Consider the following 22390-nt stretch of genomic DNA (forward strand, 5'->3'; position numbering starts at 1 on the left):
CCGCCAAAGTTGATCATTCGAAGCGCCTCGGGACGTCCGCCCACCTTCCCAATCAGCACGATCATGGACGTCATATGACGAACCCGACCCCACCCAAGATCAAGGGCAAGCATCTCGTTCCGGACACCGGACGGGCCCCACGATGGTCCCGAAACAAGGCCCTCCGCAAGCACTTTCGGGCAATTGTTGGCGGGCCGAGTTCTGTACACACGGCAACCGCCCGAACGTGATATCGCACCGCCGAGGCGACGACGGGAACCGTACTCGACGCCGCCCGGAGGCAGTCGGGGACATCCCACCCACCGGATCCGGCGAAGCGGGCGAAAGTGTCGTCAAGTGGCTTCGATGCCAATGCCCTTGGTGTCGCCGGTCATCGGTGCCCGGCGACGCGGCGGCGGGCCGTCACGGGCAGGTGTCCCGGGCGCGGCAGGGCGCTCGTCCTGGGCCGGGACGGCCTGCCCGCCGCGGGGTCGAGTCGCCATCGCGCGCACACCGTGGCGACGGTGGTCACGATCTGGGCCAGGAACAGGTGTTCGCCGATGCAGCGGTGTACGCCCGCGCCGAACGGCATGTACACCCCGCGCACCCGCCCGCGATATCCCGGCTCCGCCCACCGGCCGGGGTCGAAGCGCTCGGGGTCGGGAAAGACCGCGGGGTCCCGGTGCAGCGCGTGATGGCTGTACAACACGTCGCTCCCGCGCGGGATGTGATGCCCCATCACGTCCACATCGCGGTTGGCCCGCCGGACGACGAGCCAGGGGGCGTACAGCCGAAGCGTCTCGTCGACAACGCTCCTTGTATATACGAGCGCGCCGAGGTTCTCGGCGTCCACGGGCTCGCCGCCGAGCACCTCGTCGAGCTCGGCGTGCAGCCGCTTTCGGACGTCCTCGTCGCGGCCGAGCTCGTGAAATACCCACGAAAGGGTGGCATTCGTGTTGTCGTTGCCGGCGATCAGCAGCGACACCACCTCGTCGCGCACCAGTTCGGGCGACATGTCCATCCGCGCGAACTCGCCGAGCAACCCCGCTCCGCCGCCCGCGTCCACGGCCGCGGCGATCGCGTCGCGCAGGCGGCGACCCGTCTCCGCGAACCGCCGATTGCCGGGGGTGGGCAACTGCCGGGCCCACTCGGGCAGCAGCGTGCGGGTGAACACCTCCTGGATGAACACCGGGAGCGACCGGCGCACTTCGGCGACGGCCGCGTCGGCCGCCGCGTTCTCGCCGAAGATCAGCCGGCCGAGCGTGGTCAGCCCGAGTTCGGTCATCTCGCGATCGAGCGCGAGCGTCGACCCGGGCAGCCACTGCGCGCTCGCCTGCTCGGCCTCCCGGCGGATCACGTCCACGTACGCGCCGATCCGCGACCGCTGGAACGCGGGCTGGAGGATCCGCCGTTGGCCGCGGTGCAGCGGCCCGTCGGACGCGGCGAGGCCGTCGCCGATGTGCAGCCGGGCCTGTTTGAAGAACCCGTCCCGCTCGATCGTGTCCGCGTGTTCGACCAGGACGCTCCGGACCAGGGCGGGGTCGTTGAGGACGTACAGCTCCTTCGGCCCGACCCGCACCCGCACGACCGGCCCGTGCACGCGCAGCGCGGACACGAAGTCCCAACGCCCGCGCAGGAGCGCGGGCGTGTGACCGAGGAGGGGCAGTCCCCCCGGAGCGATCGGAACCACGTGGCGACTCCCTGAGCTGGATCTCGACATCGGTGCCGACCGGGACCCCGACATCGACCTCGGTGGCGGGATCGATCTCGATCTCGACCACGCCACCAACCGAAACGATCGATGCTCGCAGACCCGCGCCCCCGCCGTCCACGGACGGGCCGTCGACGATGCGTCAGGGCTTGCCCCAGATCAGCGTGTTGATGTGATCCACCGCCGTGCCCATCGTGTTGGACGCGACCTGGTTCGCCTCGGCGTCGTTGGCCGGGACGGCGCCGCCGTCGGCCTTGGCGACCTCGACCAGCAGGAGGAAGTGGCCCTGCGTGATGTACTTCCCGGCGGTGCCCTTCGGCGGGTTCGCGAGGGTGGGCCCGCCCGGCACGGCCGGCGGCGCGAGGAACGCGGCGAGGCCGCCGCCTTCGGAAGCGCCCTTGAGGTTGGCCGCGACGCGCTCCGCGGTCGCCCTGTCGGGGAGGCTCATCACCGCGACGGACGACACGTGCTTGGTGCCCTCGTCCACGAAGGTCCCGCGCACGATGCCCTTGCAGCCCTGGTCGAACGTCAGCCTTTCGAGCCGCTCCTGCGACCCCGGCATGCACCCGATCGCGTCCGACGCGACGAGCGTGTACTTGTTCCCCTGGATCGAGCGCGGCCCGTGCGCGCCGAAGAACGTCTCGGGCGTGAACGGCGAGCGGTCGGTGACCGCCGAGTCGATCACCGACGGCGGCCTGGTGCCGGGCGACGACTCGCGCCCGGGCGATGTCGGCGCGGTCGCGCCGGGTCCGGCCGGCTTCGCGCCGGTGGGCGCGGGCGGCTGGGACGCGATCGCCGGAGCGGCGGGCGTGGACGGTGCGGCCGTCGGCGCGGTCGTCCGGGGCGCCCCCGCGCCCTTGTCGTCGGCCTTGTCCTCGCCGCAGCCGGTCAGGGCCGCGCCGAGCAGTACCGCGGCCGTCACGACCGGTATCAGGGCGCGCTTGGGTACGGACATGACTATGGAACCCCCGTTGTACGGCCCGGCGATGCCGGGCACCCCCGTGGGGTGATCATGGATCACCCGTGATGATCACTGTCTACCACGCGATCATCGCTGCGGCTGGAGAGTTGCTCCGCACGTGCCGGACCCCGTTTCTTTCGGTGGCCCGACACGCACTCGCGCGCACGCCGGCAGGGGCCCCGGATGCCACCCGAGACCTCGCCGCCTCACGGCGTCCGCGGGCCCTTGCCGTTCGCCTCGGGGCTCCCGGGCTCGACCACCGACGGGCGCTTCCTCGTGCCGGGCGTGGGCGGGTTCACGCCCCTGTCCGTGTACGGCTTGCCCGGCGTGACCAATCCGGGTCCACCCGGCGCGGACTTGTCCCGGCGGTCATCGGGCGCACCGTCCCTTCGCAGCAGGCGACGGTACGACCGGCGACGCCCGTTCCGGCGGCGACGACACCGACACCACCACCGCCGGCGCCGATCGAGACCCCGAAGCCGAGCAGCGCGACACCCGCCGAGGAGACCCCCAAGAGCTCGGTGCTGCCCCCCTCGCCACCGGCGTCATCGTCGCCGGTGTCGTCGCCGTCGTCGCCGCCGTCGTCGCCGCCGTCACGGGCGAGGACCGACGCGGACACCCGCCGGGCGCCCACCCAGGACACCACGACGGCCCGGTGCGACCTCGGGGTCGAGGGCAGGTGCGGCCCCGGCGTCCGAAGTTGACGGATCGTCATGCCGTCAACACACCGCAAACCCTTGCCCGGCCCCTAATCTGAGCACGGATCAATTCGTCCGGAGTGAAGAGAGGCCCGGCGTGAGTAGCACGGACCCGTGGACCGTGGATCGCATCGCGCATGCGCTCCCGCACCCCGACGCCCGCCACGAATTCCTGCGGCTGGTGCATCTGACCCCGATCGGCGATCTGCCCCTCCTGCTGGCCCGCTACGTACAGGCGGCGGAGGAGCTGATCACCGCCCTGCCGCACACGCGCGCCCTGGCCGCCCAGGTGCGGGCGACCGGCAAGGATCCGGACCTCGACGAAGTGGACGAGGAGACCGTCCGTCGGTGGATCTCACTCGGCCGAGCGCAAAGCAGTGCCGCGTGACGTGGCGCCCGAGGATCGGCATCGAGCACCAAGAGGTCATCGACCGGTTCCCCGAGCCGGTCCTGAACCAGTGGGGAACCCTTCTCTACAAGCTGGTGTGCGACCCGTACACCGCCACCATGCGCTACGGCGAGGACGACCGAATCGTCCGCACCGCAGCCACGGGGCCGCTGATCGTGGTGGTGCTCCTCAACGAGGGGACGACGACCGTCACCGTCCTGCAGGTGGTGCACTTGGGTTGAGCCGGCGCGGCCCGCGCGGAACGCAGTAGTGGTCGGCGACCTCGCCCATGACGCCCTCACGCCGCTGCTTGCGGGTCGTCGGGTCGCCGGTGCGCTTGACATGGTTGGGGCGCTTGGCGTGCTTGGCCTCGGGGTCGAGCACGCGACACACCTTGCGCACCTGCGGGTGCTGCCCTGGGATCGCGTACGCCGAGGCGACCCCCGCGACGCCGATGCCCACGCATGCCACAACCATGATCACTGTCTTACGGATCCTGCTCATTCGGCAGAAGATAGCGGAGCCGGCGCCGGCGCACTAACCGCCCGCGAGTACCAGCATCACCGACCGCGAGAAGAACGGCGACGCCGGCCTGGGCCAGTTCCGATCGAGCAGACGGCGCTCGGCCTCGGCCACGTCCCGGCGGCCGACCCGCACCTCCACCACCTCGTCGCCGGCCGTTCCCCCGACGATCACCTTGACGAGATCGATCGGCCCCCGAAGAAGCGGGACGACGAGGTCGCCGAGCCCGACCAGGAGCGGCCGATCCGCGACCCACTCGAGCAGTTCGGTCGACCCCTCGCCGCCCCACCCGAAGACGGGCCCGTAGACGACGTGCCGCTCCGGCAGACCACCCGGCGTGTCCGGACCCACGTGGACGCCGAACTCGCCACGCCGATCGAACAATTCGAGGATCGGCGGGAGCGTACTCCCGATCCAGACCCGCGCCGCGAAGATCGAGGCGGCGAGCGGCTCTCCCGGCGGCACCGCGACGCAGTCCCACAGGACGGGCGCGTCGGCGTTGTTCCGGTTGAGCACGAAGCCGATGTCAAGGTGGCCGTACTCCCCCTCACCGTGACCGCTAAGCCGAACTCCCGTGCTGCCGGGCCCGATCAGCCCGTCCGGTCCGACCCGCCACTCGGGCGAGTGTTCGCTCAGCCGCTCGAGCAGCGCCGCGGTGATGTACGTGAAGTGCGCCTGGTCGAGCACGAATGCTTCCCTCTACGAAGACGGCGAAGCCAAAAACATACCAACGGGTTTCCCGAAGCAGCCGACTCCCCGGCGAAGATCAAGCCACCACCCAACGCTCGATCGGGCCCACGCGACCCGTCCGGAGCCCCGGCGGACGGGCCGCAGCGACGCGGCCGCTTCCTCGACGACGTCACAGGGGTACGTCACCTGGCGGCGTGTCACCGGCGTGGCGTACCAGTTCCGCCACCACACGGAAGTGCCACCCCGACCGACCTCACCGATCCGGCGCTGCCGGCCTCGGCGTGCGGAAGACCCTGTCGCGTTCGTCGCGGCCAACACCCCTTGGCCGCGCACCGCGCCGCGCCGCACCGCGTACGCCCCGGCCTGGTCGCCAGGACCGCCCACCGTCACGTCCGAACAGCCCCAAGCACGCGCGTGCGCATTCCCCGAAGCCCACCACACAAGGCCAAGCACCTCCGCCGTACCCACACAACCCCGACCACCGCCGAGGCCGAACCACGCCCCCAGTACCGCCAACGCCCGCGCCGGGCCCACCCCATGCAACCGGCAGAGCCGGCAACGCCCACCAAGGACCGGGGGCATCGAATGCCAACCATCGAATCCTGCATGCCCATCGCCCACCCACACGGCAGCGACATCACCCACACGGCCCCTCACCCACCAAAAGCACGCCCGGCCCGACCAAACCCACCAACACCCGCACCCACAAGGGCGATCCCAACCCAGCCCCACGGCCCGAGGCCCTCCCCGAGCCCATCACCCCCACCCAGCCGGGTGGTTGACCAACCTTCCCTCCGCCTAAGCTGCCGCCCGCTCCGCCGTCGGCAGCCCACGGAGGGACCCATGCCCCGAATCCCCACCAACTCCAAACTCCGAGGCTGGGCCATACTCCCGCTGGTCGCGATCCCGGCCATCCCGCTACGCGACCTCTACGAACTCCTGGGCATCAACGGCCAAGACGCATGGCTGGCCACCACAGCCTCCCTGGCCCTGCTCTGCACCGTCGTACACCTCGCGAACTCGGCCCTCGACAGCCGCGACAACCGCCCAACGGAACGCGAGTTCGAGTTCCACATCGCCGACCTGTGCCGCCGCGACGGCCTCCTCGCCGTCCAAGTCGCCCCCGACGCCAACGTCAAGGCCTACCTCCCCAACGGCAGCCTGGTCCTCATCCGCTGCGGCCCCACCGACCACGAGGCCCGCCCCCTGGACCTCCACCACTTCATCGGCACCGCCCACCACGAACACCATGCCGACATCCCGGTATTCGTCACCATCCACGGATTCACCACCGAGGCCCGCCAGTTCGCCCGCCACCACGGCATCGTCCTCCTGGACCAACCCCGCCTGGGCCAATGGCAACAGGGCCACGGCCTGACCACCTTGGTCGGCACCACCCACTGACCACCCCACCAACACGCGCCCATGATCCAGCCATTGCATCCGTTATGACCCGACCAGTGGCGCAATCCCACTACAAGCAGTGATCTCCCGAAGACGCTTACGGCTCACCCGATCAAGTGCAATGATGCTTCGTCAGATCACCGTTGAGCACCGAACTCCGAAGATCGCAACTGCTACGGGGGTGGCAGATTTGTCCCACAAGAAGCCCCACGCACCAACAGCCCTACTGGCAACCCTAGCCACCCTCACCCTCCTCACCACCACCACCGCCTGCTCCTCAAACAGCAAGCCGAAGAAGCCGACCATCAATCCGGCATCACCCAGAGCGGCGGCGCCGCTCATTCCGCCATCTGGAACGACGACTCCTTCGTCGCCCCCAGCGAGCATCGATGATGCTGAGGCGATTTCCATTGCGCAGAATTACTTCACTACCGGAAACCAGGCTAAAATTTCGCATGACGTTGACAAAATTGGCACAGTGGAGAGTGGTCCACTTTTCGAGATGTCAGATTCGGAACAACAAAGAATAAAGAAATATGGCGACACGATTCAAATCGGTGACAATCTCGCTGCGACCAGCGGCATCAAATCATTCAAACCGATTGCAGCCGGCAATGGGGATTCCGTTCTCGTAACGGGTCGTCAAACCTTGAACGGGAAGAGTCGGTCGGCCTTGGGACTTCTTAGCAGAGACCCCGCTGCCAACTCATGGAAAATGTCGTTCATGACGTTTACCAAGGTAGGGGGCGATCTCCCATCCATCTCCACGCCCGCAAGCTCGCCGGCAACAGGTTCCAAAGTCGATTCGTTGGAGGTATGCGGGAAACTTGCGAACTACCTGGAAGGATCCCCGGGATCCACCAAGTGGAGTGCCCAAGTAGCTGCGACTCCCAGCTCTATTGCTGATTCAAAGAAGGCATTCATTGAGTCGACCAAGGGCGGGAGCATGGACTCAAAAACCATAGTCCGCCCTGATTCCCCCAGATCAACGTACGAGATCCAAGGGGGAAAGACCCTGGTCTTGTGCGCCACCCAAAGTACGATTCAAAGGCAAGCGGGCTCGGGCCAGGTAATCACGATCAAGAATAACTACGTATTTCAGGATCTCGCCGGGAAAACCACAACGTGGAAGCAGCGCACCGAGGTGAACATGGGAATGTGGGGGCTCGTGGTCGGAACAGGCGACTCGATCGAAATCGTAGGACAGATCGTAAAGCCCTTGAGCGGAACCGGAACAGCAGCTTCCTAGCCCGACCACCGGGTAGATTATAATCTCTAAACGAGATGTACCAAAATACTTTCGAAAGTATTTACCTCGAAAACAGATCCAAAAAAACATAGAAAGCCAAGAATCAGAACACCTGGGGCTGGCATGCTTCTCTCCAAGACCAAGCGAGCAGGGTACGTCGCGGTGGCATTGAGTTGCTCTGCCGCCCTATGGAGCTTTCCCTCGCAAGCTTCCGGTGACGTTCGCAATTGTGGAAATCTTGTCATCTGCATCGACGTCACCGTCCCCGGCGGTTCCGGTGGCGGAGAGGGCGGCAGCGGGGGAAGTGGCGGGGAGGGCGGCAGCGGTCCTGTTTTCGGTGGTGGCACATGTGACAACAACGTTGAGTGTGCCGGAACAAATCCAGATGGCACTCCTATCCAACTCCCGCCTCCTAACCCGGCCGTGCTGGCAGAACAAGCCCTAGGTGAGTTGGGTCTCACTTATCCAGTAGCCCACATGACGCCGGAACCCGGAAAGACCGGCCTAGTGGGATTGCCGGTCTGGCTTTGGATCGACCGAGATGCGACGAGCTGGAGCGTCACCCCTCTTCAAAAGACAGTCAAGCTTCGTGGGGTAGAAGTCACAGCATATGCGGTCGCAACCAGAGTCGACTGGTCCATGGGAGATGGGACAACCGTCCCCTGTTACGGACCTGGAATAAAATACGATGCCAAGTTTGAAAACAACGCTTCCCACGAATGTGGCTATAGGTACGCCACGACTTCCCTCGGGAAGCCGGACGATAAGTTCGCCGTAACCGCCACGGTAAACTGGACGGCCACATATACGGTCAACGGTGGCGGAAGCATCCCTTTGAGGCAAATTGTCGCCACCTCGGATGTAACAAATGCCCGGGTCGGGGAACTGCAAGTACTCAACTGAGGGGAACAGGCTCCAAGAGTTGGTACGGACACCTGGGACAGGCCAGTTCCAGGTGAGCCGAAACACCTGTCCAACAAGCACATGGCCTGCCAGATCCAATACGCATCTTGCGGAGAACCCAGGGCCCGTGACGGTCGGTGTCGTCGATCGGCGGTGGGTTGACGATGGTTGTTGAACGAGTAAGGATCTTTCGGGTTCAGTGTGGCTACTGAGATTTTCGGGTCGGGGTGACTATGGATTGGCCAGGATGAGCCCGGTCTCGGCGATGAAGCCGTCGAGGGGTTCGGGTCGGTATTGCATGCGTTTGAGGCGAGTGCGGGCCAGGGCGGCGAGTTCGGGGGCTGCATGCGGCGAGGTTGCCCAGGCTGCGCTTGAGGTGGGGCCACACGCCTTCGGCGGGGTTGAGTTCCGGGGTGTGGGTCGGGAGGCGGAAGACCGTCAGCCAGGCCCGCGCGTCGATCAACGCGCGCATCGCGGTGTCGCGTGGTGGATGTAGTTGTCCCAGACCAGCACGATCGGCCCGCCGAACTGCTGGTGTGCGCGTCCATGAGGGTTCCGTTCCGCCGGGACCGCGCGCAGCCTCCGGCGACCGCCCCCGAGGGTGCGCTGTGCCTCGGGCCACTGGCCGATATCCAGGAGGGCACCGTCCGCCGGGTGGGCGACCGCCCGCCGATCGCGGTTTGGCACGGCGACACCGTGCACGCCTTCGAAGACCACTGCCCCCACGCGCGCCCTGCTATCGCGCGGCAAGGTGGCCGCCGACCAGGTGACCTGTCCCTCCCGCAAGGGCGCCTTCCGCATCGACACCGGCACGTCCACCGGCGAACTGACCTGCCGCGCGCTGCGCACCTACACCCGTCGTAGTAGAGGACGACACGGTCTACGTCGATCCGAGCCCGCGCGACGCCCGGGCCGCCCGCCGCGCAGTTGGCGGCCGTGACAGTCGCGATCCAGTTCCCCCACGCCCTGCGGCCAACCGCAGCGCCCCGGGCCTCAACCCTGCTGGGACCGCAGCGGAGACATCTGGGGGCACTGCTGAGTTTCGCGGTTCGGGGTGATGAAGATCTTGGGGTGGGGTGCATTCCGGTGTTATGCGGTATCCCGACGGGGGCGCCCTGACCGCGAAGCAGCGGGCCCAGCCGGAGCAAGTGCGGCTCGAGGCCGCCAAGATGTGCCGAGACCAGGTTGGCCAGTCCGCTCCCCGAACAGAGCTCTGGGTAGGACCCGCCGCGCACACAAACATGGAGGCACGACGCAGACCGCGCCGAGCAAGCCCAAGAGGCAAGAGCCAACCAAGGAGCCCAGGTCATGAGCCTGCCCACCACCCCCTTGGCCGCACCACCATGGACATCAGCCGTGTCGGCTTCGGCTCATGGGCCGTGTCCGGCGCCGGCTGGGCGTACAGCTGGGGCGCCACCGACGACGACGAGTCGATCGCCGCGGTCCGGCACGCGATCGCCGCCGGGGTCAACTGGATCGACGCCGCCGCGGTGTACGCCACGGCCATTGCGAGTGGCTCGTCGGCAGGGCCGTTGCGGATCTGCCCGAGGCGGACCGGCCGTACCTGTTCACCAAGATCGGCTGGTCTGGGACCCGGACAATCCGGCGACCCCTGAGCGCCGGATCATGAATTTGGCCAGTGCCCGCCGCGAACTCGAGGACTCCCTCCGGCGACTCGACGTCGAACGGATCGACCTGTACCGGGTGCACTGGCCGGACACCGGCGAGGCGGCCGTTCGTGTACGGCGCCGACGCCCCCGACCTGTCCCCCAACGCCACCCCGTTGCACGAGTACTGGCAGGTGATGGGCGACCTCAAGGCCGAGGGCAAGGGGCGCGCGATCGGGCTGTCCGATCACTCGGTGGAGTGACTGGAGGTCGGCGAGTGCATCGCCCACGTCGCCGCGATCCAGCCGGCGTCTCCGCGCTCAACCGGTCCGCGGCGCCCGAGCCGGCCTGGGCGAATGCCCACGGCATGGGCGTGATCGTGTACTCGCCGATGTAGTCCGGCCTGCTCACCGGCGAGTTCTCGGCCGAGCGGGTCGCGGGCCTGCCCGCCGACGACTGGCGGCGCGCGAGCCCCGACTTCACCGCCGGCCTGGCCGCCAATCTCGCCCTGACCGACGCACTGCGTCCGATCGCGGCCGGACACGGCGTGTCCGTCGCCGAGGTCGCTGTTGCCTGGATCCTCGCGTGGCCCGGCGTCACCGGCGCGAACGTCGGCGCGCGCACCCCCGCCCAGGTGGACGGTTGGACCGGCGCCGCCGCCCTGGCCCTGACCGCCGCCGACCACGACGAGATCGCCGCCGCGATCACCGCCACCGGCGCGGGCACGGGCACGGGCCCGGACGGGCATAACGCGACAGGGCCCGGTACGAGCGCGCCCTACCGGGCTCCGACGCCCCGACCGTAATCGCCCCCGCCGCGCCTCGCGCAGGCATATTCGCTCGCGGCGCGCCGGTCCCGTTCGCTTCAATGCCGGGGTGGACACCTCGTTTTGGGACCTGCTGCCGAAGCACACCCGCACCGCCGTGGACGAATGCGTCCTGAGCGACAACACGTTCAAGGCCGTCCGGGTCCTGTGGGACGCGGTCCGGGCGGCACCCGAGGGGCAGTACGCCAAGCGCCCCGGCCTCGGCGACGTCCAAGGCGTGGTGGCGGAACGGGCCCGAGCGCTCGCCGACCGCATCGGCCGCCGCCCCGAACCCCCGCGCGATGTCGACTCGCTCGCCGCCGACATCCGGTCCCACCCCGGCCGTCCCGTCGCGATCGAGGCGATCTGGGACGGCGACACCAGGGGCTGGTTCGTGGTCCTCCTCGCCGTCCACGACGACCCGCCCGCCGATCACCACCTCGCCACGATCCGGCTGGGCGGCGACCTGAGGATCTTCAACGGACAGGTACCGCCCTGGCCGGAGGCCACGCAGGCCGGCGCGTCCGGCCGCGCCCTGGCCGAACTCTTCGACATACCCTTCCACTTCGCGTCCCCGGACACCCCGGACGACGAAGCCCCCAGGTGGCGCGACACGCGTTGACCCCGTACCCCGGGGCCGACACAAGGCCACGCGTACGACGCGCACCCCCAGACCACCCCGGGCCAAGAACCCCAGGCCAAAACCCCGGACCCAACCCCGGCCCAACCCCTGACGCCCCCTCAGCCGACGTGCCACCCCAGCGTCGTGGCAATCGTCGCCGCCTGCTCCAGGCTGATCATGGCGCCCTTGAACTCGACCGTCAGCGGGTCGAGTGACGACAGGTCGCTCCCGCGCAGGTCCGCGCCGGTGAGGTTGGAGCCGTGCAGCATCGCGCCCGACAGGTCGGTGCCGGTCACCGTCGCCTTCTCCAGGCGCGCGGCCGTCAGGTCGACCTCGCGCATCCGGACGCCGTCGAAGCCGGCCCGACGCAGGTCGGCGCCGGGGAGGCCGACGAAGGACCAGTCGCCGCCGGACACCTCGAACAGCGTGAAGGTGCACTGCCGGAACAAACTCCCGACCAGCTTGCAGTCGGTGAACCCGGTGTCGAAGAACGTGCACCGCTTGAACGTGCAGTTCGTGAACGCGGCCCCCGTGTGCCGCGACGCGTTGAACTTCACCCCCGCGAACGTGCACTCGTCGAAGACCGCGCCCTCGTTGACGACCTCGGTCCAGTCGGTGTCCAGGAACGAGTAGCGGGTGTAGCGGTCGGCGTCCGTCAACTCCTTGCCGTACCAGTCCTCGTCCCGGATCACGAGCCCCTCGTCGGGAATCGACGGCTCGTGCGAGGCGGGGTCGATATTGGCACGGGCGGGTCGGATGGCCATCTCTCCATTGAACACGCCGGCTCCGACATCCGCCCGGCCCGAGATCGAGGCTACGGCGACCACCGCCGACCCGAGAGCCGCCCCACCCCACCGAGAGAGTCCTGTCACCCCACCTCACCCCACCAAGTCGGACCCGAGAGTCCCTTCACCCCACCGACCCGACCCCGGCGACCATCCCCCGCGCCAGGGCCCGGGCCGCCGCCCCGGTCACCGGCCCCGCCTGCCCCGTGACCAGCGTGTACAGCGCGCCCCCGAACAGCGTGATCAACGTGCCGACGTCCTCGCGCGAGGTGTCCAGTCCGAGCGCCCGGTGCTGGGCCAGCGTGAATTCGACGGCCTCGCCCTGCATGTGGTCCAGGGTGCGCTGGAGCTCGGGCCGACGGGTCGCCTCCAGGGTCAGCTCGTACACCGCCAGGTATCGCGCACGGTGCACCGTCGCCGAGAACTCCAGCGACAGCGCGATCAACCCGACCAGCCCGTCACGGTCGACCGGACCCGTCACGAGCGCGTGCGCGGCCGCCATGTCGGCGCGGTGCAGCTCCAGGACGCGCTCCGCGGCGGCACCGAGCAGTACGTCGCGGCTGCGGAAGTAGTTCGACGTGGTACCGGCCGGCAGCCCCGCCGCCTCGTCGACGGCGCGGTGGCTGAAGCCGTGTACGCCGGCCCGGGCCAGGACCGCGATCGCGCCGTCGGCGATGGCCCGTCGCCGGGCGCTGTTGGGGGGAGGTGCCATACCCGAAGGTTACCAACACCGTGATAGTACTATTAGCGTAGTGTCAAGCAGCACGACGAGAGCGATCGGAACAAGGAGGCACCATGCGAATCCTGGTGATCGGGGCAGGCATCGGGGGGCTCGCGGCGGCCCACGCACTGCGCACGGACGGACACGACGTCACCGTCTTCGAACGAGCACCCGCACTGCGTACCTCCGGCTCGGCCCTCACCCTCTGGAGCAACGGCACGGGCGTGCTCGCCGACCTCGGCATATCCACCGAAGGCCTCGGCGCCCCGATCGACATGCTCGAACAGCGCGATGCGAACGGCCGCGCCCTGATGCGCATCGACGTTTCGCTCGCGGCGACCCGGTACGGCCACCCCCACATCGCGATGCCGCGCCGCAACCTGATCCGCCGCCTCGCGGACGCACTGCCCGACGGAACGATCGTCTTCGACAAGACGTGCTCAGAAGTCAGCCAAAACGCCCACGCCACTTCCAGCACCCACGGCCACGGCCACGACGCCCACAGCGCCCACAGCGCCCACAGCGCCCAAGTGACCTTCACCGACGGCACCACCGCCCACGGCGACCTCGTCATCGGTGCCGACGGCGCACGCTCGGTCGTCCGCCGACACGTCTGGACCACCGACCCCACCACCCCGACCGGCTGGGCCACCTGGCAGGGCCTGTCCCGGTTCGACGTCGACACCGACCTCGGCCGCGACCTCGACGTCGTGTCCTCGCGCCGCGGCCTGATGATCGTCGGCCCCGAGGGCATGTGCGGCCTGCTGCCCGCCGGCGACGGCCTGCTCCAGTGGTGGTTCGACGTCCGCCGCACGCCCGACGAACCGATGCCCACCGAGCCGATCGCCGCGCTGCGCGCGCGGTTCGGACACTGGGCCGCCCCGGTACCCGAGGTCCTGGCCGCGGTGACCGACGCCGACGTCGAGTTCTTCACGCACTACCGGCACAAGGTCCCGCGTACCTGGAGCCGCGGCAGCGTCACCCTCCTCGGCGACGCCGCACACACGATGCCGCCGACCGTCGCGCAGGGCGGCAATCAGGCGCTGGAGGACGCGTGGACGCTGGCCCGCGCGCTGCGCCGCACGCCCGGTATCCCGGAAGCCCTGACGGACTACGAGAGTTCACGTACTCAGCGCGCGTCCCTGACCGCCCGCCGCGCCGGCTCCGAGACCACGAACAAGTACCTTCCGACGCTGTCCCGGCTCACCCCCGACGCCCTGGTCAGCCGCTACCACACCCGCTGGCTGCGCCTGATCAGCACCTACCTCTCGGACCGACCGGCACACCGTGCCCCCGTCCGCGCCTGAGCCCGCGCGTCACCGCGCACGGCGCCGGCCACCACCGGTTCACCGGTTACCACCGCCGTCACGAACGTCCGACACGAACCGGAATCCCAGCGCGTCCAGGAACGCGCGCAGCAGATCGTCCGGCCTGCCCTCGGCGCGCAGCGTCGTGTCGAGGGCGGTCTCGTCCGGGTCGAGCCCCGCCTCGCGCGCCCAGCCCACGGCCCGCGGCAGCACCCACTCCGGCGGCGGCCCCAGCTCCGCATCCAGCGCGTACGACCTGGCCGCTCGTGGGGCGAGCGCACAGTGCCACACATCGCCGCCGCGCGGGCTCTGCGCGTCGATCATCGCGAAGTGGCCGTACACGACATCGGCGGTCAGCACCGGCGCGTCGGTGTCGGCCATCAGCGACGGACCGGGATCGAGCCCGGCCGAGAGCAGCAGGACCTGCCAGTCGCCGTCGCGAGCCGACCACTCCGGCTCGCCCCCGGCCTGCTGTACAGCCGGCAGCTCCAACAAGGGCCACGCCGATCGGGCGACGACATATACACCGAAGCTACCCATCGACGCCCAGCATAGGTCGCACCGCCGACACGCAGGTACGCTTTGTCACCACTCGGAACGCCGCACGCACCACCCATAAGGGGCCTGACGGCGATCACCCTGTGCCGGCCCGGGCAGTCGTGAGAACGTGGTCGCATGGACATTGCCACCCATCTCCACACTCTTCGTATCGATGGCGAGCTGCTCGCTCTGGCCGCCGAGCGGACCGGGCTCGACGCGCACGTACCGACCTGCCCCGACTGGCTGATGCGTGATCTCGTCGGGCACCTCGGCGGCGTACATCGATGGGCGACGTTCATCCTCGAATCGGGCCGCGCCGAACGCCCGGGTCGCGAGGACGCGGCTGCGCTGTTCGTCACGCCGGGCGACGGCGAACTGCTCGACTGGTACCGCTCGGGGCACGAGGCGCTGCTGAAGGCGATCGCCGGCGGCTCGCCCCAGGCCACCACCTGGACGTTCTTCGACGCGCCTTCGCCGCTCGCCTTCTGGGCCCGCCGGCAGGCACACGAGACGGCCGTACACCGGGTCGACGCGGAGAGGGTGGCGGGCACGATGTCGCCGATCGCCGCGGACTTCGCCGCCGACGGGATCGACGAACTGCTCGTCGGCTTCCTGTCCCGGACCCGCGGCACCCTCGTGAGCGACCCCCCGATCAGCATCGCGATCACCCCCGACGACGACGCCGCCGCGTGGACGATGCACGTCTCCGCCGACGCCCGCCGGGTCGTACCGCAGGCCCATCCCGCCGACGTCACCGTCTCGGGCCCCGCCGCGGAGCTGTACCTCCTGCTGTGGAATCGCGTCGACACCACTCACTGCCACATCCAGGGAAACCCGGAAATCCTGGGCCTGTGGCGCGACTTGGCCCGAGCGACGCTGTAGCACGGCCGAGGCCGTAGCCAACGCCGAGCGCGGGAAGCCGGAAACCGGGAAAAGGAAATCAGGCGAAAATTGGTGGGCCTCCGCGGGGCTAGCCTGCCCGCGGAGGCCCGCTGTGCCGCCCTATTGGGCACGCCGGCACGTTTAAGGACCGGGGTCGTGATGAAAGTCGTCGCACTCTTCCGTTGAGCTACCAGGCCACGAGCGGCCCGGGCTGGATTCGAACCAGCAACCGACGACTGGAGCCCCGTCCGGTCGATCCGGCGATCGGCGGCGATGCTGAGTCTGGAGCGAGAGTCTGAGGTTGATCGCGGGCTGCCTCTACCGACTTGGGCCACCCCGGCTCGTGGTGCCGGGGGGAGGATTCGAACCTCCACCGTTACCCGCGTTCGTCACGACAAGCTTCAGGTTCAGCTTGCGCTTTTCGCGCACCCCCGACCCTCCGGCCGGGGGATTCTCGAAGCCTACCCGCCCTGGCCGTTGCCGAGCAGGTAGCCGAAGACCGCGTCGCCCAGCCGACGGTCGGTCACGTCCGCGCCGTTGGCCTCCTCGCGGGCGAACTTCACCGCGCGCTGCAACTTCTCGACCCGATCGACGAGTTCGTTCACCCGCCGGGCCGGCAGCGCGCCGGAGAACTTCACCGTGGTCCAGTAGCCGGCGGCGATGTCCTCGAAGTACATCTCGACCTGCGCCGGGTGGTGCTCGGTCGCCTCGGCCTTGACGTGGTTGCGCGGGACCTTCTTGGTCCGCACCGTACGCACGGGCTCGGTACGCCACGAGTCCGTGGACGGGTCGAGGGTCCAGGTCTCGGCGGCGTCGAGGATCGGCAGCTTGCGCACGAACGTGTGCACGTCGACCAGTTGCTTCTCCAGGAAGAGCAGGTACGACACCGGCACGTCGCGCAACAGCGGCGTACCGTCGACGACCACGTCGGCGCGCGCCTCGCAGTTGGCCCAGTCCTTGGTCGCGGTCACGTCGAACAGGCGGGTGAGCGTTCCGGCGACGGAGCGCAACACCTCCTCGCCCTTGACCTGGACTCGGGTCGACTCGGGCGGCAACTGCTCGCCCTCTTCGTCCTTGGGCTGGTAGGTACGCGAGATGCCGGACAGCAACGCGCCCTTCTGGACTCGCTGATGAGCGTCCGTCAGCTCCTGGAAGGACTTGGTCTTGACGCCCTTCTCCACCGCGATGATCTGGTTCAATTTCGCCACGCCGCGACGCTAGCAGGGCAACGTCCCGGTCGGAAACGGGTTTTCGTGCCGCCGAAGGCACGCTCGGCGAGCGATCGGCGGCACGAGGCGATCGGCGGCGGTGACCCGTCGGCGACGAGTGGAGGAGCCGCGGGGGTCAGCGGGTCAAGGCGTCACGTCCCCGCGCTCGGCCGCGCTGCGCACGACGCAGAACTCGTTGCCCTCCGGGTCGGCCAGCACGGCCCACCCGGTCCCGTCCGGGTTGCGCCGGTCGGCGACGATGCGGGCCCCGAGACCGAGGACGCGCTCGATCTCCTCGTCGCGCGGGCCGTCCGGGCGCAGGTCCAGGTGCAGCCGATTCTTGCCGGCCTTCTCCTCCGGCACCTGGAGGAACAGCAGGGTCGGCCCGTCCGGCAACAGGACCACCACTTCAGGGTCACCCGGGACGTCGTCGGAGCCGAGCGGGTGGTCGAGGACCCGGCTCCAGAACGACGCGAGCTTGTACGGATCGGCGCAGTCGACGCTGATGTGCAGAAGGTGCGAACTCACGGAAATACCTCCGAATCGAGCCCGGCACGACACGTCGGATGGCGCCGCGCGGACCATGGGCGGAGGAGCCTACCCCTGGGCCGAACCGGTGACATGCGTGTGGGAACGGCTCCGCGCGGCCACCTGTACGAGGTTGCAGCCGTTGCAACGGACCCCGAGCCGGAGGCCGGCATGAGCGATCTCGACGAGTACGGCGGTGCACCCAGCGACCCGGGCGTGCTCGTGGTCACCACGAACGACGTCCCCGGCTATCGGGTGGAGCGGGTGATCGGCGAGGTCTTCGGCCTCACCGTGCGCTCCCGCAACATCGGCAGCCAACTCGGCGCGGGCCTCAAGTCGATGGTCGGCGGCGAGTTGCGCGGGCTGACCAAGACGCTGGTGCAGAGTCGCTCGGAGGCGGCACAGCGGCTTGTGGAGCAGGCGCGTGGGCGTGGGGCGAATGCGGTTCTCGCGATGCGGTACGACGTCACGGACGCCGGTAATGGGACTGAGATCTGTGCATATGGCACGGCTGTGGTGCTTTCTCCGGCGTAGCCGGTGTGCGTGGGCGCGGTGGCCGGTCGTCGGTGTGTGTCCTCAAGCGCCGGACGGGCTTGGAAGGGTTGTCCTCAAGCGCCGGACGGGCTGTGAGTGGGTCGGCCACGTGCGGTCGGCGGGCCGAAGAGTTTGTCCTCAAACGCCGGACGGGCTGTCAGTGGGCCGGCCACGCGCGGTCGGCGGGCCGAAGAGTTTGTCCTCAAACGCCGGACGGGCTGTCAGTGGGCCGGCCACGTGCGGTCGGCGGGCCGAAGAGTTTGTCCTCAAACGCCGGACGGGCTGTCAGTGGGCCGGCTCCGTGCGGTCGGCGGGCCGAAGAGTTTGTCCTCAAGCGCCGGACGGGCTGGGTGGAAGCGTTCGGTGGGCTTTGGTGGGGGCGCCGGGTTGGGCTGGTGGGGGCGGGTCGTCCTGGTGGAGGGCGTCGGTTGGGCTGGTGGGGGCGGGTTTTGGTTGGTCAGGGGAGGCCCAGTAGGTCGGCGTGGCGGGTTACCGCGTAGGTGAAGAATGGGTCTGCGGGGTCGGCGCTGCCGGCTAGTTGGCCGAAGAGTTCGAAGCTGACGATGCCGAAGACGCCGGTCCAGGCGAACAGTGCACGGGCCAGGACCGGCGCGGGGACGTCGAGCCCGGCGGCCTCGACGACGCCCTCGAACTGGGCCGCGAGCGGACCGGGCAGCGCGGCCTCGCCGGACGGAGGCGCGATGTCCCGCGCCGAGTCGCGAAGCACCCGCAGGAGCGCGAACGGCACGCGCGCGAACGGGGCCATCGTGTCCTCGGGGGCCTTGTAGCCGGGGACGGGTGAGCCGTAGATCAGCGCGTACTCGTGCGGATGCTCCCGCGCCCACTCGCGCACCGCGTCGCACAGGCCACGCCAGGCCGCGCGCGGATTCTCGGCCGGGCCGGCCGCCTCCACGGCACGCTCGACCCGCTCGCCGACCGCGTTGTACGCGTCCACGATCAGCGCGGTCAGCAGGTCGTCGCGGCTCGGGAAGTAGCGGTACAGCGCGGACGAGGCCATACCGAGCTCGCGGGCGACCGCGCGCAGCGACAGTTGCTGGGCGCCGTGGGCGGCGAGATGGCGGCGTGCGGCGGCCTTGATCTCATGCGTGAGTTCGGCTCTGGCACGGTCGCGCGCTGTGCGAGGGGCTGTGGTCATGCACCCAGTGTGTCAGATTCCAGAGCACTGCACATAAACGAGAGCAGTGCTCTTGTATCACTGCTCCAGATCATGCACACTGATCTCAGACGAGAGCACCGCTCTCCATTTTCATCACCTGGAGCACACCATGAGCATCGACCTCCCCATCACCCCCGCCACCACCACCGCCACCTCGTTCTCCGCCGCCAGCTCCGCGCCCGCCCCCATCCGGTACATCGCCCCCAAGCACCGCATGGAGCTCGCGATGAACAGGGCCATCGCGTTCCTCGCCCGGCACGGCATCAGCGTGTGGGGCTCGCGGGTCCTGTACGTCCGCGGCCGCAAGTCCGGCGAGCTGCGCTCGACCCCCGTCAACCCCTTGCCGCTGAACGGCGAGCGCTTCCTCGTCGCCCCGCGCGGCACCACCCAATGGGTCCGCAACATGCGCGCCGCGGGCGGCGGCGAGCTGCGGATCGGCCGCCGCCGGGAGACCTTCACCGCGGCCGAGGTCCCGGACGAGGCGAGGCCCGAGATCCTGCGCGCCTACCTCGCGAAGTGGAAGTTCGAGGTCGGCATGTTCTTCGAGGGCGTGGACCACAAGGCATCGGACGCCGAACTCGCCCGCATCGCCCCCGGCTACCCGGTCTTTCGCGTCATCCCGACCACCGTCTGACGCGGCCCCGCCACGCCCCTCATCGCGCCCCCACGCCACCCCACCGCACCCGCGCCCCCTGCGCGCCCCACGCGCAACCCGCCCCGATCCCCCCGCGCCAACGCACCCCACCCTCCAACCGGTCCGATATGTCGACCATGGCTGGTCGCTACCCCTAATCTGCTGTTGCGTGGTGACCCACCCAACAGGCTCGGCCGGGGAGGCACACATGACCGAACGAGGCGGGCGACTCATCCGAGTCCCGTCCGAACGCGGCCAGTTGCTGCTGATCGAGGGCGGTAGATCCGGGCGCGGGCGCCGCTCGGACAGCGGCGGCAACCTCGTCGCGATGTCCGCGCTGACACCCCATCAGCTCTTCCCGGACGCCGCCGCGGACGTCGTCCAACTGCCCGACGCGGTCCAGCCGCACGCGGTCCGCGCCTATCTCCAAGCCGCCGGCGTCGTCGACGGACCCGTGATCGTCTATCTGACCGGACGCCTTCTGGTCGACCGCCGCCGGCGCGAACTGCACCTGGGCCTGCGCGACTCGACGCCCAACTCGGTCCGCTACGACGGTCTCCCGTGGTCGTGGGTGATCGAACTGCTCGGCCCCAGATCCGCCGAGAACACCCTCGTGGTCTGCGATCTGACGGCAAGTCGGGAATCCTGGGACCTGGCCCGCGAACGCGCGCACGAGTTGTGCCGGGGCATTCCGCTGTGGGGCGTGCTCAATCCGCCGGACGTGAAGGGCCCGCCGACCCCCTTCACCCGGGCACTGGTGACCGCACTGACCCACGGCTTCCCCGAACTCCCCGACCCCGTACCGGCCGAAGAGATCCATCCGCTGCTCGCCGAACGAGCCCATCTCGCCGCCGACACCGTCGAATTCGCGCCGTCCGCCGGGTCGCTCGCCCTGGCCAACTGCTCCCCCGAGGCCCGACCGCCCACCCTGCGCACGGCGGTCCGCCGCCTCAAGGCGGTCACCCCACGCGGAACCGTCGGAGCCGCCGGAACCGTCGGAGCTGCCGGCAGCGCCGGAAACGACGGCCCCGGCGGAAGCGGAGGAAGCGGCATAGGAGTCTCGGCACTCTCCGCCGTACCGCCCAACGGCATGACCCCGGCGCAGCGCTCCGGCCTGCGCGGTTCGGGTGTGGTCGGCGGCGGGGCGGCCCCGCACCCGCGCGACGAGCCCCCGGCCCGCCCGCGCGAGGAGGAGCCGGGCGTCGGCCGCCGCGCGCTCGGCCTGGTCCGCTCCGCGCTGTCCGCCGCCCCGGACGACGAGCCCGAGGTGCCGGGTACGAGCCTGCGCGACGCACTGCGGGCCGGGGTCGGCAGGCCGCCCGGCAGGACGCCCGGCCGACCCGTCGGGAAGGACCGGGACAAGGACGGCACACCGGACCGCCCCGGCCGCGGCGCCGCCGCCCAGTCGGCTCACACCAAGCCGCCCCGCCCGCTGACCAAGGCCGCGCTCCTCGACCGCGAGCCCGAGTTCCCCGGTCCGATAGCCGGCCCGAGGCAGAACCGCCAGGCGGCCCCCTCGGCCGCCCGCCAACACCCCGAGCCGCCGTACGCGCAGCGGATCACCGTGCGCATCCAGACCGACGTCGGCGCCCTCACGCCCACACCCGCGCGCCGCCCACCGAACACGAGTCCCACCCAACTGCCCCCGGCGCTGGCCGCGAACCGTCGAATCGGCCCGAACGCCCCGATGTCGATGCCCGTACGCGCCGGCCGGGCCGTGGCCGCCGCACCCGCCCGCCGCGCGCTGTCCCAGGGCGCGACCGCGGCCAGCGCGCTGGTCCGACCCGCGGACATCCTGCCCACGTACTGGAACGAGCTGGCCGCCATCCGGCACGCCGCCGACACCGGTCGCGGCATGGAGGCGTGGGAGAAGGCGGCCGAACTGAGCATGCGCATGGAGAAGTTGGTCGGCCCCGACCACCCCGGCACGCTCGACGCCCAGGCGATGCTCGCGTTCGTGAGCGCGGGCCTGGGCCGGGTGGCGGACGCGGTGCTGATCTACTGTCAGGTCGCCGAACGCGGCGCGACGGCCGTCGGACCGCACCACCCGAGCACGATCGCCGCCGCCGACAACGCGCTCAAGGTGTGGCTGCGGGTGGGCGACGCGCGCGAGTCGGTACGCCTGGGCCCGATCGTGGTCGCGATGCGCAAGCGCGTTCCGGGGCAGGCCAATCGCGGCCTGGAGACCGCGATGGCGCACTTGGAGCGGATGCGGTTCATCGTCGACCCGTCCATCGCCGAGCCACGGTTACGATCCGAGCCACGGTTACGACCCGAGCCGCAGGTCGACGTGCGGTCCGAGACCCGCCCGGAACCTCGGCCCGACCCCGCCCCCGACCGATCGGCGACTCCGGTCCGCGGGGCGCCTGTTCGCCGACGGCACGCGAAAACGTGATCGGCGGCGGGGTGGCTGCCGGGGCGTGAAAAGCCTGTCCTCAAACGCCGGACGGGCTTGATGGGCTCGTTCTCGAGGCTGCGGACGAGCTTGACGGGCTTGTCCTCAAACGCCGGACGGGCTTGGTGGGTTCGGACGGG

Annotated in this window: 26 protein-coding genes; 14 read left to right on the plus strand and 12 right to left on the minus strand. The window is 69.6% G+C overall.

All coding sequences use genetic code 11. The features are described from left to right. Positions 1–370: 370 nt before the first annotated feature. From OG928_RS07705 to OG928_RS07715, 3 genes are all read right to left on the minus strand, one after another. Positions 371–1669 carry a cytochrome P450 gene (locus tag OG928_RS07705; protein ID WP_406280879.1) on the minus strand — a complete coding sequence of 433 codons (1299 nt, stop codon included), beginning with the start codon at positions 1667–1669 and terminating at the stop codon, positions 371–373. A gap of 163 nt (positions 1670–1832) precedes the next feature. After that, positions 1833–2645 carry a hypothetical protein gene (locus OG928_RS07710; protein ID WP_406280881.1) on the minus strand — a complete coding sequence of 271 codons (813 nt, stop codon included), beginning with the start codon at positions 2643–2645 and terminating at the stop codon, positions 1833–1835. A gap of 301 nt (positions 2646–2946) precedes the next feature. Next, positions 2947–3366 (minus strand): hypothetical protein, encoded by a 420-nt coding sequence (locus OG928_RS07715; protein WP_406280883.1) that lies wholly within the window; start codon positions 3364–3366, stop codon positions 2947–2949. An 80-nt stretch (positions 3367–3446) separates the two neighbouring features. Here OG928_RS07715 and OG928_RS07720 point away from each other — a divergent pair, with 80 nt between their 5' ends. Together OG928_RS07720 and OG928_RS07725 are read left to right on the plus strand one after the other, a co-directional pair. After that, entirely contained in the window at positions 3447–3737 is a 291-nt protein-coding gene (locus OG928_RS07720) for a hypothetical protein (protein WP_406280885.1), read from the plus strand. Continuing rightward, positions 3734–3979: a hypothetical protein gene (locus tag OG928_RS07725; RefSeq protein WP_406280886.1), complete on the plus strand. Its 246-nt coding sequence runs from the start codon at positions 3734–3736 to the stop codon at positions 3977–3979. The genes OG928_RS07720 and OG928_RS07725 overlap by 4 nt, the downstream gene beginning before the upstream one ends. Here OG928_RS07725 and OG928_RS07730 read toward each other — a convergent pair. Beyond that, positions 3948–4241, minus strand: a complete 294-nt coding sequence (locus OG928_RS07730) for a hypothetical protein (RefSeq protein ID WP_406280888.1) — start codon at positions 4239–4241, stop codon at positions 3948–3950. The genes OG928_RS07725 and OG928_RS07730 overlap by 32 nt on opposite strands. A 33-nt stretch (positions 4242–4274) precedes the next feature. Then, positions 4275–4946 (minus strand): DUF6348 family protein, encoded by a 672-nt coding sequence (locus OG928_RS07735; RefSeq protein WP_406280890.1) that lies wholly within the window; start codon positions 4944–4946, stop codon positions 4275–4277. Between the two features lie 846 nt (positions 4947–5792). On the opposite strand from OG928_RS07735, the gene OG928_RS07740 reads away from it, so the two are divergent. From OG928_RS07740 to OG928_RS07750, 3 genes are all read left to right on the plus strand, one after another. Further along, positions 5793–6353 (plus strand): restriction endonuclease, encoded by a 561-nt coding sequence (locus OG928_RS07740; protein WP_406280892.1) that lies wholly within the window; start codon positions 5793–5795, stop codon positions 6351–6353. Between the two features lie 121 nt (positions 6354–6474). After that, positions 6475–7602, plus strand: a complete 1128-nt coding sequence (locus OG928_RS07745) for a hypothetical protein (protein WP_406280894.1) — start codon at positions 6475–6477, stop codon at positions 7600–7602. A 477-nt stretch (positions 7603–8079) separates the two neighbouring features. Beyond that, on the plus strand, positions 8080–8505 hold the full coding sequence (locus tag OG928_RS07750) for an ATP/GTP-binding protein (RefSeq protein WP_406280896.1): 426 nt from the start codon (positions 8080–8082) through the stop codon (positions 8503–8505). Between the two features lie 459 nt (positions 8506–8964). Here the strand turns inward: OG928_RS07750 and OG928_RS07755 are convergent, their stop codons facing one another. Beyond that, positions 8965–9354 carry a hypothetical protein gene (locus OG928_RS07755; protein WP_406280898.1) on the minus strand — a complete coding sequence of 130 codons (390 nt, stop codon included), beginning with the start codon at positions 9352–9354 and terminating at the stop codon, positions 8965–8967. A 494-nt stretch (positions 9355–9848) separates the two neighbouring features. Between OG928_RS07755 and OG928_RS07760 the strand changes: the two genes are divergently transcribed. The 4 genes from OG928_RS07760 to OG928_RS07775 all read left to right on the plus strand — a co-directional run bounded on the left by OG928_RS07760 (position 9849) and on the right by OG928_RS07775 (position 11539). Continuing rightward, entirely contained in the window at positions 9849–10121 is a 273-nt protein-coding gene (locus OG928_RS07760; protein WP_406280900.1) for an aldo/keto reductase, read from the plus strand. A gap of 122 nt (positions 10122–10243) precedes the next feature. After that, positions 10244–10375, plus strand: a complete 132-nt coding sequence (locus OG928_RS07765; protein ID WP_406280901.1) for a hypothetical protein — start codon at positions 10244–10246, stop codon at positions 10373–10375. Between the two features lie 179 nt (positions 10376–10554). Continuing rightward, the gene (locus OG928_RS07770; protein ID WP_406290843.1) at positions 10555–10917 is read left to right on the plus strand and encodes an aldo/keto reductase; all 363 of its coding nucleotides are present in this window, start codon (positions 10555–10557) and stop codon (positions 10915–10917) included. 70 nt (positions 10918–10987) lie between these two features. Beyond that, positions 10988–11539: a hypothetical protein gene (locus tag OG928_RS07775; RefSeq protein ID WP_406280903.1), complete on the plus strand. Its 552-nt coding sequence runs from the start codon at positions 10988–10990 to the stop codon at positions 11537–11539. A gap of 119 nt (positions 11540–11658) precedes the next feature. On the opposite strand, the gene OG928_RS07780 is transcribed toward OG928_RS07775, so the two are convergent. Beyond that, positions 11659–12303 carry a pentapeptide repeat-containing protein gene (locus tag OG928_RS07780; protein WP_406280905.1) on the minus strand — a complete coding sequence of 215 codons (645 nt, stop codon included), beginning with the start codon at positions 12301–12303 and terminating at the stop codon, positions 11659–11661. Positions 12304–12448: 145 nt separating this feature from the next. Next, positions 12449–13036, minus strand: a complete 588-nt coding sequence (locus OG928_RS07785; RefSeq protein WP_406280907.1) for a TetR/AcrR family transcriptional regulator — start codon at positions 13034–13036, stop codon at positions 12449–12451. Between the two features lie 83 nt (positions 13037–13119). Between OG928_RS07785 and OG928_RS07790 the strand changes: the two genes are divergently transcribed. Beyond that, a complete protein-coding gene (locus tag OG928_RS07790) occupies positions 13120–14352 on the plus strand; it encodes an FAD-dependent oxidoreductase (protein ID WP_406280909.1) in 1233 nt (410 codons plus the stop codon). Positions 14353–14391: 39 nt separating this feature from the next. On the opposite strand, the gene OG928_RS07795 is transcribed toward OG928_RS07790, so the two are convergent. Continuing rightward, positions 14392–14892: a hypothetical protein gene (locus OG928_RS07795; protein WP_406280911.1), complete on the minus strand. Its 501-nt coding sequence runs from the start codon at positions 14890–14892 to the stop codon at positions 14392–14394. Between the two features lie 135 nt (positions 14893–15027). Here OG928_RS07795 and OG928_RS07800 point away from each other — a divergent pair, with 135 nt between their 5' ends. Beyond that, a complete protein-coding gene (locus OG928_RS07800) occupies positions 15028–15774 on the plus strand; it encodes a maleylpyruvate isomerase family mycothiol-dependent enzyme (protein WP_406280913.1) in 747 nt (248 codons plus the stop codon). A 461-nt stretch (positions 15775–16235) separates the two neighbouring features. Here OG928_RS07800 and OG928_RS07805 read toward each other — a convergent pair whose 3' ends face one another. After that, entirely contained in the window at positions 16236–16982 is a 747-nt protein-coding gene (locus OG928_RS07805) for a hypothetical protein (protein ID WP_406280915.1), read from the minus strand. A 144-nt stretch (positions 16983–17126) separates the two neighbouring features. Continuing rightward, complete coding sequence (locus OG928_RS07810; protein WP_406280916.1) at positions 17127–17510, minus strand: VOC family protein; 384 nt, start codon at positions 17508–17510, stop codon at positions 17127–17129. A gap of 171 nt (positions 17511–17681) precedes the next feature. Between OG928_RS07810 and OG928_RS07815 the strand changes: the two genes are divergently transcribed. Continuing rightward, positions 17682–18044 carry a YbjQ family protein gene (locus OG928_RS07815; RefSeq protein ID WP_406280918.1) on the plus strand — a complete coding sequence of 121 codons (363 nt, stop codon included), beginning with the start codon at positions 17682–17684 and terminating at the stop codon, positions 18042–18044. Positions 18045–18501: 457 nt separating this feature from the next. On the opposite strand, the gene OG928_RS07820 is transcribed toward OG928_RS07815, so the two are convergent. Continuing rightward, positions 18502–19200 carry a WHG domain-containing protein gene (locus tag OG928_RS07820; RefSeq protein WP_406280920.1) on the minus strand — a complete coding sequence of 233 codons (699 nt, stop codon included), beginning with the start codon at positions 19198–19200 and terminating at the stop codon, positions 18502–18504. Between the two features lie 235 nt (positions 19201–19435). Here OG928_RS07820 and OG928_RS07825 point away from each other — a divergent pair, with 235 nt between their 5' ends. Both OG928_RS07825 and OG928_RS07830 read left to right on the plus strand, forming a co-directional pair. Beyond that, complete coding sequence (locus OG928_RS07825; protein WP_406290845.1) at positions 19436–19855, plus strand: nitroreductase family deazaflavin-dependent oxidoreductase; 420 nt, start codon at positions 19436–19438, stop codon at positions 19853–19855. Positions 19856–20063: 208 nt separating this feature from the next. Continuing rightward, positions 20064–22250 carry a hypothetical protein gene (locus OG928_RS07830; RefSeq protein ID WP_406280922.1) on the plus strand — a complete coding sequence of 729 codons (2187 nt, stop codon included), beginning with the start codon at positions 20064–20066 and terminating at the stop codon, positions 22248–22250. The last annotated feature ends 140 nt before the right edge of the window (positions 22251–22390 follow it).

It is taken from the genome of Embleya sp. NBC_00896 (assembly GCF_045207785.1).
In the GTDB taxonomy this organism is placed as follows: domain Bacteria; phylum Actinomycetota; class Actinomycetes; order Streptomycetales; family Streptomycetaceae; genus Embleya.

What these genes read in the sequence shown, in the direction of transcription:
- OG928_RS07780 (WP_406280905.1), bottom strand. Translation starts at nt 12,303, where the DNA reads ATGGCCATCCGACCCGCCCGTGCCAATATCGACCCCGCCTCGCACGAG.
- OG928_RS07750 (WP_406280896.1), top strand. Translation starts at nt 8,080, where the DNA reads ATGACGCCGGAACCCGGAAAGACCGGCCTAGTGGGATTGCCGGTCTGG.
- OG928_RS07745 (WP_406280894.1), top strand. Translation starts at nt 6,475, where the DNA reads ATGATGCTTCGTCAGATCACCGTTGAGCACCGAACTCCGAAGATCGCA.
- OG928_RS07790 (WP_406280909.1), top strand. Translation starts at nt 13,120, where the DNA reads ATGCGAATCCTGGTGATCGGGGCAGGCATCGGGGGGCTCGCGGCGGCC.
- OG928_RS07820 (WP_406280920.1), bottom strand. Translation starts at nt 19,200, where the DNA reads ATGACCACAGCCCCTCGCACAGCGCGCGACCGTGCCAGAGCCGAACTC.
- OG928_RS07795 (WP_406280911.1), bottom strand. Translation starts at nt 14,892, where the DNA reads ATGGGTAGCTTCGGTGTATATGTCGTCGCCCGATCGGCGTGGCCCTTG.
- OG928_RS07730 (WP_406280888.1), bottom strand. Translation starts at nt 4,241, where the DNA reads ATGAGCAGGATCCGTAAGACAGTGATCATGGTTGTGGCATGCGTGGGC.
- OG928_RS07830 (WP_406280922.1), top strand. Translation starts at nt 20,064, where the DNA reads ATGACCGAACGAGGCGGGCGACTCATCCGAGTCCCGTCCGAACGCGGC.
- OG928_RS07815 (WP_406280918.1), top strand. Translation starts at nt 17,682, where the DNA reads ATGAGCGATCTCGACGAGTACGGCGGTGCACCCAGCGACCCGGGCGTG.
- OG928_RS07715 (WP_406280883.1), bottom strand. Translation starts at nt 3,366, where the DNA reads ATGACGATCCGTCAACTTCGGACGCCGGGGCCGCACCTGCCCTCGACC.
- OG928_RS07740 (WP_406280892.1), top strand. Translation starts at nt 5,793, where the DNA reads ATGCCCCGAATCCCCACCAACTCCAAACTCCGAGGCTGGGCCATACTC.
- OG928_RS07760 (WP_406280900.1), top strand. Translation starts at nt 9,849, where the DNA reads ATGGACATCAGCCGTGTCGGCTTCGGCTCATGGGCCGTGTCCGGCGCC.
- OG928_RS07785 (WP_406280907.1), bottom strand. Translation starts at nt 13,036, where the DNA reads ATGGCACCTCCCCCCAACAGCGCCCGGCGACGGGCCATCGCCGACGGC.
- OG928_RS07825 (WP_406290845.1), top strand. Translation starts at nt 19,436, where the DNA reads ATGGAGCTCGCGATGAACAGGGCCATCGCGTTCCTCGCCCGGCACGGC.
- OG928_RS07710 (WP_406280881.1), bottom strand. Translation starts at nt 2,645, where the DNA reads ATGTCCGTACCCAAGCGCGCCCTGATACCGGTCGTGACGGCCGCGGTA.
- OG928_RS07800 (WP_406280913.1), top strand. Translation starts at nt 15,028, where the DNA reads ATGGACATTGCCACCCATCTCCACACTCTTCGTATCGATGGCGAGCTG.